Genomic DNA, 10,064 nt, shown 5'->3' on the forward strand with positions numbered 1-10,064 from the left:
ATGCAGGATTCCCACCTGCACTACAGGTACGCACTTCGTGGCGTACCCGGGGGTCATGAACAAATTGTAAACTAATTTGTTCTGCTATTGGCATATTTAAAGTGTAGTGGAAAACAAAAGCTTTTGTGTACACTTATAAGAATAAATAAACTTGTTATTGCAATGCAGTATAGAATGTTGCAAGTATATCAATTTTAATGCAACAAATATTATGTCAGATAATGAAAACAAAACACTGTAAAGAAATTAACTTCTTTACAGTGTTTTGTTTATATTATAATTACATAATATTATTGCAAATGATGTTGATGCATTTAATATTTAAACTTAAAATCATTTATTTCATCTTACGTGTAATGAATCAAATAAACATATACAAAATTATCCTTTATGATAAAATTTCTTTAACAGCTTCTATCCTTCTAATTACTTTCTCTCTATCAGCTACACTCCCTGTTAGAGCTTCAAAAAATCCTTTATCACTGAACAATTTATTATACTTTTTAATTTTATTTTTACCTATTTGAGGATTATCTAAGTCTATGCATGTTGAAATAGATATTGTAAGAGCATCATAAACAGCAGCGTTAAAGTTAGACATTTTCTTATACCCACCATTTTTATAATTATATTTAGCAAATGCATGTTGTCCAAAATTGTTAAAAATGATTTCTGTTACACGCACAAATTTATTCTCTAATTCAAGCAATGATGCCTCGTCAAGCATATTTAGTTTTTCCATTTCTACTGATAAAAATTTTTTAAAACCTTTTTTCAAATTATAATAGTTACCGTTATCTAGTGCGAAAAATCTTAATACAAGTTCACTATCTTGCATTTTTTTAACTTTAGTACTATCTTCTGGATTACATGTATCTATACCAATTAAAGTTCTAAAATTATTACCCTGTGCTAATCTTTTAATTAAATTATTAAAAGGTCCACGATAAATAGCATTTCTTAGTTCCTGAGATTCTAATTGAACGGCTCCAGAATTTAGTCTTTCAAAAATATCATACTTAACTTGTGCATCAAATGTTGAATCAATTCTCAAACACTTAATAGTTCTTTCTTCTAATCTACGCAATAAAAATGGTGGTAAGTCCTTATAATAAGAACCATTTAATTCTTCAAGAACATCCATTCCTATGAGCGAATATTCATTTCCCATATAATTGAAAATAGCGTTCAATCTTTGTTGCCCATCTATAACAGAGTATCTAGCAACTTCATCCTCGATTTCTTCATCTACATCAATATCTTGAGATAAATATATCATTGGAATAGGAATATTAAGAATTAAGCTCTCAATTAATTTCGATGACATTTCATTCGTCCATCTATGTTTTCTTTGATATTCGGGATCTAGTTTTATTATATGTTTATCAATCTTTTTTACCAAGGTTTCTAAGTCATATTCTATATTTTGAGTTTTTACCGTTCTTTCTTTCGCAACCTTTTGTAAAGATGCTAATTTTTCTTTCAGAGTATCAGACATAATTTATCCTCCTTTAATATTCGTACTCAATTTTAATAGTATTATATTATACTATTAAAAAACAATATAATGCTAACTTATGGAGGTTTAATTTATATACATAACGAACATGACCTAATCCCTGAGTTTTATTTGTTTGCAAGCAAGTTCCCCTTCGCCTCACAAATCCCCCCGGGGGGCATGAACAATTTGTGATAACAAATTGTTTAGATAAGATATCCATATGAACAAATTAAATTTACTTAATAAAATCAGAAACAACTTCTACTTTGAGTATTTTAACATTTATTGTCTTTACTAAAAAAATTTTAGTTATGATTTATACCCAAACTTCATAAGATATTATGAAAGCAATAAAAAGGGCGATAAAATGAATTATAATCCTATTTTTAATCCCATTTCTTTAAACAAATGTGTAGAAAAATATGTTATGAACTTAATACCTAAAATTGATGATAAACTATTATTAATAAAACAATGGAATTCAGGAATTGAAGATAAAAGCATTTTCTCTTTTACAGAAAAAGAGCTTCAAGGAACATTTTTAAATAATTTTTTCGATAAAATTTTAGGTTATAATAGTCTCCCCTTCAATGAAGAATTTAATTTAATAGCAGAGCAATCAACTAAATTTGATGCTAGCAAGCCAGATGCAAGCCTTGGATATTTTAGTATTAATGAAAGGGATGTTAGAGTTGTTGTAGAACTTAAAGATGCTGATCATAATCTAGATATAAAACAAAAAAGAACAAATGATAACAGAACACCTGTAGAGCAAGCTTTTGGATATGCACCTAAATATGGCAGCAGTTGTAAATGGGTTATAGTATCTAATTTTTTAGAAATCCGTCTATATCTTGCTTCAAATATGCTATCCTACGAGAAATTCGATATAAAGTCACTGGCTAACCCTAATGAATTTATCAAATTTTGCTATATTTTGAGTAAAGATAATCTTCTTAACAAAACATCAGACTCTGTAATAGATCAACTATATATAATGAATACTGAAGAAGAACAAAAGATAACAAAAGAGTTTTATAAAAGCTTTAAGAATATTAGAACAAATTTAATCAAAGATATTCTCCAAAAAAATATTAACATTGCTCCTAATCTTGCAATAGAAAAAGCTCAGAAACTATTAGATAGAATAATATTTATTTGCTTTTGCAAGGATTCTCCTGATAAATTGTTACCGCATAATATTTTAAAAAAAGCTTTTAGCCCCTTTTTAAATTCTCTTTGGGCAAACCTAAAGTTATTATTTAAGGCAGTTGATCTAGGTAATTCCAATTTAGATATACATAAGTTTAATGGTGGACTCTTTAAGGAAGATCCTGAACTTGATAATCTTTACATTTCTGATTCTGCTTTAGGCATGCTTTCAGAAATAATAAATTTCAATTATTCAACTGAACTAAATATTAATATTCTTGGTCGAATTTTTGAGCAAGGAATATCTGACATTGAGGATTTGAAGGCACTCTACAGTAATAATATTAATAAACCAACAATAACCATGCGAAAACACGAGGCCATATACTATACCCCTGAGTATATAACAAGCTATATGGTACATCAAGCTATCGGAAAGTGGCTTGATGATAGTAAGCTTGATCTTGGATATTATGATCTTCCTACTTTATCAGATTTGGACAAATCCAAAGCTCTTAATTTACTTAATAAAAAATATAAGTATCACAAAAAAGAAACTGAGAATGATATTATAGTGAAAAGATATAAGAAACACTTAGACTATTGGGAGAATTATAGGCGTTCATTACTAAATATTAGAGTAATAGACATAAGCTGCGGAAGTGGTGCCTTCCTAAATCAAGCATTTTTATATCTTCTTAATGAAGCAGTAAAGGTTAATGCTGAAATAAATAGCCTTAATAATGGCCAAGAAAAATACTTTAATATAGGAAGTGATATTTACCAAGAATTAGATAAAAACATATTGCAGAACAACATTTTTGGTATAGACTTAAATAAAGAAAGCATTGAAATTACAAGACTATCCTTATGGTTATCAACAGCTAACAAGCAAAAGCCACTTGCAACTTTAAATGACAATATAATCTGCAGGGATTCTATCATGTTTGATTACAATGACCCTTCCGAATCAAATTTTTCTTGGAATTCCAAGTTCAGTGATGTTATGAGTAAAGGCGGGTTTGACATAGTGTTAGGTAATCCTCCATACATTGCTTCAGGAGAAATGACTAAAAGCATGCCACAAGTAAGAGATTTCTGTAGAAAACATTATAGTTCAGCAAAAGGTAATTGGGATATGTATATTCCATTTATTGAGAAAGGCTTAAAAGTATTAAAAACTAATGGTGTTATGTGTTATATCGTCCCTAATAAATTTATTGGAGCAAATTATTCACAAGAATTGCGAATTATACTCTCTCAATATACAATTCTTAGTTTTAGAGATTATTCCGAAATTAAAGTATTTGCTGATGCTGCAGTATATCCAGTAGTATTCTCACTAAAAAAAAGCAAAGCGAGAACTCCAGTAAACATTCAACTATTTAATAAGGTTAATAACAAATGGTCTGATGTAATCATAGATAGCAAATTATTTTACAGAGATATTAACTGGGGCAGATACTTTGTTGAAAATCCTAAAATAATTAAAATCATTGACAAAATATTAATTCATCACCGATTGAGTAGTATTGCTACTGTTAAGGAAGCTGCAACGGTCTCAGAAGCATATGAACTTAAGAATTATTTATCTAATTTTAAAGATTCTTCATTCATAAGCACCACTTATAAAAAGTTCATTAATACTGGTACAATAGACCCGTATATAAGCCTTTGGGGCGTTAAACCCACCAAATATTTAAAAACTTCTTACACATATCCAATAGTGCTAGATGATGCCCTCATACAGTTTAGTAGTTTAAGGAGTGAACAAGCCAATTCCAAAAAAATAATTGTAGCTGGAATGAGTAAAAGACTTGAAGCTTATTATGATTCTGGTGAATACCTTGCTGGAATATCAACTAGCATTATCTATAAGAGTGATGTAGACTTAAAATTCATACTAGCATTATTAAACAGTAGATTAATCTCCTTCTTCTATAAATATTATTTTAAATCTACTGCTCTAAGTGGAGGGTATTTTAATATTAGTGCAAATCAATTAAAAGAAATACCAATAGCCTTTAATAAATCTATTACTACCCTAATAATTAACGAAGTGATGAAACTTGAAACTTTTAGACCTGATAAAAATAAATATGAATTGTTAATAAGAAATATTGATAAATTAATTTATAGTTTATATGAACTCGACTTAGATGAGATTTATGTCGTAGAGTCCTCTATAAACAACGTTCTAAAATCACGAAAAAAATAACTTGCATGGAGCGTAGCAACTTTGGTTTACAAAAATCTAGCTACGCTTCCCTTTTGTAGATAATAGCAAGTTCTCAAAGTGTCAAAAGCAAAGTGTGATGGTTATTAACCATTCACCTTGCCTAATAAGATGCTTTGTTTTATCTATCCACTTTTGCAGCTGCATTTTTAGCATATTTGCGAACCTTGCTTAAATCGGTTTCGTTTGGTTGATTCCGATTAATGAATACCCAAGACTGACCTTTACAAGTAAAAGGCTCATAAACGACATTTATCGTATCCGCTATTGCGCACGCGAGTTTTTCTGTATTACCTGTTGACTAGTGATAAATTACTCTAATATTCATAGTTGACATATTAACCTCCATTTTATAAACTCTTAATCTCTTGTTTCAAAGAAGTTATAACCTCTTCTTTTGCAATGTCTTCCAATTAACCTTATAATAAAAATGGCAAACACTAAAATTGTGCCTACCATCTTTTACTGCATAATCAGGAAATAAGTGGAGCTTTTTATTATCCATTATTTTATGTAATATTCTCCACCAACTGTATTCTCATACCGTTTGGATCCTTTATAAAGAAATATCTAACATGCGGGTTAGGCTGGGTCGGCCCGCTGTCAACATTGATATCTTTTTCTTTAACCAAAATAAGTGCCTTATCAAGAGACTCGACTTCAAATCCCCAAGAAATATCTTTGCAAACAACTGTATCCCCGCTCTCACCGTCGCAAATGAGCTCAATTTTTGTTTCTCCTTTGCCTAAAAATGCAATATTCACTCCAGGCCCTGCGTTAAATTTGCTTACCACCTCAAGCCCTATGACGTCTGTATAAAACTTGATTGATTCCTCCAAATCCTTTACGTTTAGGGTACTCCAACAAAATCTCATAAAACCACCTCCTAAAATATACAACATTATTGTAATGTAAAAACAAATCGCGAACCCTTTAAAATAATTCTCACAAATATTATCTTTGGCTTTGTATTGTTCTAAGAATAAAGGATGAAAAATCATTTGGTTTTCGTCCTAATATCCAAGTTAAAACATTTGGATTACCGACAAATCCATGTTCATTATAATGTTGAAACATCTTTAATAGTGTATTAACTTTATAGTCTCCTACACCATGCTTTTTTAATTGTGCTGCAAACATTTCGTCCTGAGGCGTTTCAACTTTGATTTCAAGACCAAAATGCAGTTCCATAGCTGCCAGCATATCAGATAAAGATAAATTTTCAGGTCCACAAAGTTCATATGTGGCCCCTGTATAACCAGTATTGGTAAGAATTATAGAAACAGCCTCAGCTAAGTCTTCTAAATCAACCATACACATGCGAGTTTCTTGAGTAGTAAAAAACTTTTGTTGGAATATGCCTTTTTCACTAAGTGACTTCCAAGACTCTAATATATTCTGCATAAATACTGCTGGCTGAATAATAGTATATGGGATTCCTGAATTCACAATAAGTTCCTCAACCTTGAGTTTTTTCTGATGATGTGGCATATCTTGAAGTACGGAATGCAATACTGAATGGTATACGAAATGCTCTACTCTAGCATTGCGAGCAGCGTTTATTACCATTTGTCCTATCTCAACTTCATTGGGATTTACTGCAGAACATATGTGATAAACTGTACTAATTCCGATTAACGCCTCATTAATATCCTTTTGATTCATCATATCTCCTGCAAATACATCAATCTCGCCCAAGGATTTAATTTCCTGAATTTGTTCGGTCTTATGAACGAAAGCTCTAATCCGCTCGCCTTTAGATAATAAAGCCTTAATTATTGCACGACCAGTTTGCCCATTCGCTCCAGTTATAAGTATCATAATAATATCTCACCTTTCTATATCATATAAATTATTTGGTAATAAATTAAGTAAACAGTTTAATTCCTTCAATTGACCGTCTTCAAGTCCGGACATAAGTTTAGCAATTAAGGTGTAGTGTATAGGCAAAATCTCCTCCAATATACTTAATCCTTTTGTGCTTAGCTGAACCAAATAGCCTCTCTTATCACTTGAGTTGGGTATTTTCTCTATGAAACCTTGATTTTCAAGTCCGCCTATTAATTTTGTCATAGTTCCCTTAGTAACTTCAGCTTTTTTTGCTAAGGGATATTGGAGATAATTGATAATCATTCTGTCGATACAAAAGCATTAAAATTGTAAATTTTCCTTCCGAAATATCATACTTAGAAAAATGTTCATCAAGTATTTTTGAAATATCAGAAGCCGTCCTGAGGAGTGCTATACAACCTTCAACTGCTCCTATATTTATACCCGGAAATCGGCTAGAATAATCTTTTAAAAGCTCACGTTTCGGTACATCTCTAAGACTAAATTTAAAACTTTCCATAATAAAACCTCCTAATTCATATAGTAAGCCACCTTACTATATTTGTAAAGATATATTTTCTTTGTGCTTCATGTTGACTGTTCTGCTTGTTTTCATTCGTTTCACTGTTATCGCAGGCAGTCATGTGAAAACAGAATTACTCCTGACTGGTTTCTATTTTCTTCATTATTTTCGCAGGAACACCACCTACAATAACATTTGCAGGTACATCCTTGGTCACAACTGCACCTGCTGCAATGACAACACCATCGCCAATTGTAATGCCGCCCTGATCCTGAAAACGACAGCCTGAATTGATAATGACATTCATGCCTACACAGATGTTTTTCCCACAATCAGTATAAAAATGAGTAAACATGGAACTGTTGCATCCACCGGTTTGCCAATCAACAAAGAAAACAGTTACCGTACCTCTTCCAGAGTATGATACTGACCGTTCATCTCGGCAGCCAACTTTAATGCTTCCTGAGAGATGTCTTTCATTACCTGGTGTAATTCCGAACCGCCCTCAATCTGAAAAGAAATGGGAAGAAGTAGTATATAAAATGCAGGTACGTATAGATATCTTGGTTTAGATACTAGTGACTTAAATATACTCTAAATGAACAAAAAAAGTATAAAAAACAAACTTTATAAATATAACATTGTTAACAATATAAGAAAAGCGTATAGCCTTAATTTATAAGACTTTTACGCTGGAATTATGAGCATATTTCGAGGCTTCGGATAAAGGATTAAAATCTTTTTTCTGTAGCTTTAGTGTTATCACGAATATAATAAGTTTTATATAAGCGCCCCTTTTGTAGACTACTTAAATATATGTCAACATCTTACATGTTTACGCTTAAATCCTATTCTTCCTTTATCAACTCCATTTTGAATATAATCTATTGCAATTTTCGTCTGACAGAGTTTTTTCCCCGTAAATACATCTACCTTTCCTACCTCACGCGCAATTTTCTTTGCTTCTTCATGAAGTGGTAAATACGAAATTCCAACAGCCATAATAAAATTGTTCATAGCATATTTAACGCGGTTTGGCTGGCTGTGTATCGCGATTCGTACCCTATTAAGCATTATCAAAAGTTTATCCTTATCAAATTCACTGTCTTTACGAGTTCCGAGTAGCCACTCATAGCAACTCCAGCCAGCTGCCACTTCTAATTCTTTTCCGCTATCAATCCATCGGTCGGCCAAAGAAAAGGCAATATCTGTTTCAGCAAGGGTTACCGCTACAATGAACTCCGAAATCATATAAAAATAAGCGCCATCTATCCATCTATTAAAATCTTCTTCTACCATTTTCTTTGGCTCAGCTATCATACCGGCTAAATACATTGCATCATAATTACCTGTCGCATAAAGCTGCTCTGCTAAAGACTGGTTGTATTTTATTTTCTTAAAAATTGGCTTCATAGCACTTATTGTCACTCCAAAAACAGGCTCTTTCGCACCATTGCTCATATACATTTTTTTCGTACGTTCTTTACCTAAGGACTTCAGTTCATCCATGATTTCATTTAATTCCGTTTGTAACATCTCCTTAAATTTGATAGCAAAATTCATGTATTGCATTCCTCTTTCAGGAAATATGATACTTGTTATTTTACTTTTTAAACTTAGATTTTTAATATAATATAAAGACATTTAAGTCTTATAAACTATAATTGTACATTGCTCCTAAATTACCTTTATATAATGTAACACTTTTATAAATATATACCGTTTTTATTTAATTTATCTTTATTTGCAAAAGAAGACTAATTTAAAGCAGAACATTAACCATATAGAGAAATCTGTTAAAGATTTAATTAATAAAATTAAATTTTGGAGTAAAATTCATACTTATATTATCGATATATCTAAGGCTATTAAAAATAGTAAAAGCCTCCCAAATTTAAGTATTATAGACCATATTATTAGACGAAAAAAGAAGTTTATCGAGTTCCATTAATAATATAGTTATATGCATCTCCTCCAACATAAGCATTTTTATTTAAAGAGGATAATGTATCACTATAATAATAGTTTGTAAGTTTATCATATCTTAAATAAATCATAATCGATGACACCAAAAACATAACTCCAGATAATATAGGTGATAAGCTTATTATTGATAGCATAAGTGGGTTCGCTTGTAAAACTAAAGATCTGTTGGAACTTGTAGGACAATATATATACTTAAAGAAATTACCCCCGTATCATTAGATATAGGGGTACTTATGACGACATAAATAAACATTACGATCTAACTGAAATGTAGGTTATACTCGAAAACTGTCACTTGAATTATTATTAATTACATTAAAATTAATCAACCCTTCTGTTTTTATAATAATATTCTTTATCCCGTTCATTTATTTTTCTTAATAAATGACATGGATTTCCTACAGCGACTACATTTTCAGGAATATCATGAGTAACAACACTTCCAGCACCTATAACTGCATTATCCCCTATAGTGATGCCTGGTAAAATCACTACATTGGATCCTATCCATACATTGTTACCAATTCTTACTGGAATTGAAAACTGAGTACCTGGTCTACGAAGCTCTGAGTCAACGGGATGCCCCGTAGGTGTTATTGTTACATTAGGTGCTATCATTACATGCTCACCTATATAAACATCAATATCATCTACAATTACAAAATTAAAATTAGCATAAAAATGATTTCCAATATGCACATTCGTACCATAAGCCATGTGTACTGGCGGTTCAATCCAAATATCCTCACCCATATCGCCCAATAATTTTTTTAGCAAATCTTTCCTTTCTATTTCTTCATTTGGACGTGTATTGTTATAATCATATAATAATTCTT

At 31.1% G+C, this 10,064-nt stretch carries 9 protein-coding genes and 1 pseudogene; 1 reads left to right on the top strand and 9 read right to left on the bottom strand.

Annotation, left to right across the window (positions count from 1 at the left end; translation table 11 throughout):
• Positions 1-388: 388 nt before the first annotated feature.
• Positions 389-1,498, bottom strand: coding sequence for a DUF262 domain-containing protein (locus Q0649_RS09945; protein WP_298840982.1), 1,110 nt, complete (start codon positions 1,496-1,498; stop codon positions 389-391).
• Positions 1,499-1,868: 370 nt separating this feature from the next.
• On the opposite strand from Q0649_RS09945, the gene Q0649_RS09950 reads away from it, so the two are divergent.
• Positions 1,869-4,871: an Eco57I restriction-modification methylase domain-containing protein gene (locus tag Q0649_RS09950; RefSeq protein ID WP_298840984.1), complete on the top strand. Its 3,003-nt coding sequence runs from the start codon at positions 1,869-1,871 to the stop codon at positions 4,869-4,871.
• Positions 4,872-5,398: 527 nt separating this feature from the next.
• Here Q0649_RS09950 and Q0649_RS09955 read toward each other — a convergent pair.
• The 8 genes and pseudogenes from Q0649_RS09955 to Q0649_RS09990 form a co-directional block, all read right to left on the bottom strand.
• Positions 5,399-5,764: a VOC family protein gene (locus Q0649_RS09955; protein ID WP_298840987.1), complete on the bottom strand. Its 366-nt coding sequence runs from the start codon at positions 5,762-5,764 to the stop codon at positions 5,399-5,401.
• A 79-nt stretch (positions 5,765-5,843) separates the two neighbouring features.
• Positions 5,844-6,710, bottom strand: a complete 867-nt coding sequence (locus Q0649_RS09960) for an SDR family oxidoreductase (protein ID WP_298840989.1) — start codon at positions 6,708-6,710, stop codon at positions 5,844-5,846.
• A 9-nt stretch (positions 6,711-6,719) separates the two neighbouring features.
• Complete coding sequence (locus tag Q0649_RS09965; RefSeq protein ID WP_298840991.1) at positions 6,720-6,962, bottom strand: MarR family winged helix-turn-helix transcriptional regulator; 243 nt, start codon at positions 6,960-6,962, stop codon at positions 6,720-6,722.
• A gap of 16 nt (positions 6,963-6,978) precedes the next feature.
• Positions 6,979-7,239, bottom strand: a complete 261-nt coding sequence (locus Q0649_RS09970; RefSeq protein ID WP_298840993.1) for a hypothetical protein — start codon at positions 7,237-7,239, stop codon at positions 6,979-6,981.
• A 136-nt stretch (positions 7,240-7,375) separates the two neighbouring features.
• Positions 7,376-7,764, bottom strand: a pseudogene (locus tag Q0649_RS09975) (hypothetical protein).
• 297 nt (positions 7,765-8,061) lie between these two features.
• Complete coding sequence (locus Q0649_RS09980; protein WP_367179372.1) at positions 8,062-8,814, bottom strand: DNA alkylation repair protein; 753 nt, start codon at positions 8,812-8,814, stop codon at positions 8,062-8,064.
• 362 nt (positions 8,815-9,176) lie between these two features.
• Positions 9,177-9,362 carry a hypothetical protein gene (locus tag Q0649_RS09985; RefSeq protein WP_298840995.1) on the bottom strand — a complete coding sequence of 62 codons (186 nt, stop codon included), beginning with the start codon at positions 9,360-9,362 and terminating at the stop codon, positions 9,177-9,179.
• Positions 9,363-9,549: 187 nt separating this feature from the next.
• The coding region (locus Q0649_RS09990) for a DapH/DapD/GlmU-related protein (protein ID WP_298840997.1) at positions 9,550-10,064 on the bottom strand (515 nt) is incomplete at its 5' end.

Origin of the sequence: uncultured Clostridium sp. (assembly GCF_937920395.1) — a bacterium.
In the GTDB taxonomy this organism is placed as follows: Bacteria; Bacillota; Clostridia; order Clostridiales; family Clostridiaceae; genus Clostridium_AD.

Bases quoted from the DNA above. Each gene is read 5' to 3' on its own strand.
- Q0649_RS09945 (WP_298840982.1), bottom strand. From the start codon at position 1,498: ATGTCTGATACTCTGAAAGAAAAATTAGCATCTTTACAAAAGGTTGCG.
- Q0649_RS09950 (WP_298840984.1), top strand. From the start codon at position 1,869: ATGAATTATAATCCTATTTTTAATCCCATTTCTTTAAACAAATGTGTA.
- Q0649_RS09955 (WP_298840987.1), bottom strand. From the start codon at position 5,764: ATGAGATTTTGTTGGAGTACCCTAAACGTAAAGGATTTGGAGGAATCA.
- Q0649_RS09960 (WP_298840989.1), bottom strand. From the start codon at position 6,710: ATGATACTTATAACTGGAGCGAATGGGCAAACTGGTCGTGCAATAATT.
- Q0649_RS09965 (WP_298840991.1), bottom strand. From the start codon at position 6,962: ATGACAAAATTAATAGGCGGACTTGAAAATCAAGGTTTCATAGAGAAA.
- Q0649_RS09970 (WP_298840993.1), bottom strand. From the start codon at position 7,239: ATGGAAAGTTTTAAATTTAGTCTTAGAGATGTACCGAAACGTGAGCTT.
- Q0649_RS09980 (WP_367179372.1), bottom strand. From the start codon at position 8,814: ATGCAATACATGAATTTTGCTATCAAATTTAAGGAGATGTTACAAACG.
- Q0649_RS09985 (WP_298840995.1), bottom strand. From the start codon at position 9,362: ATGCTATCAATAATAAGCTTATCACCTATATTATCTGGAGTTATGTTT.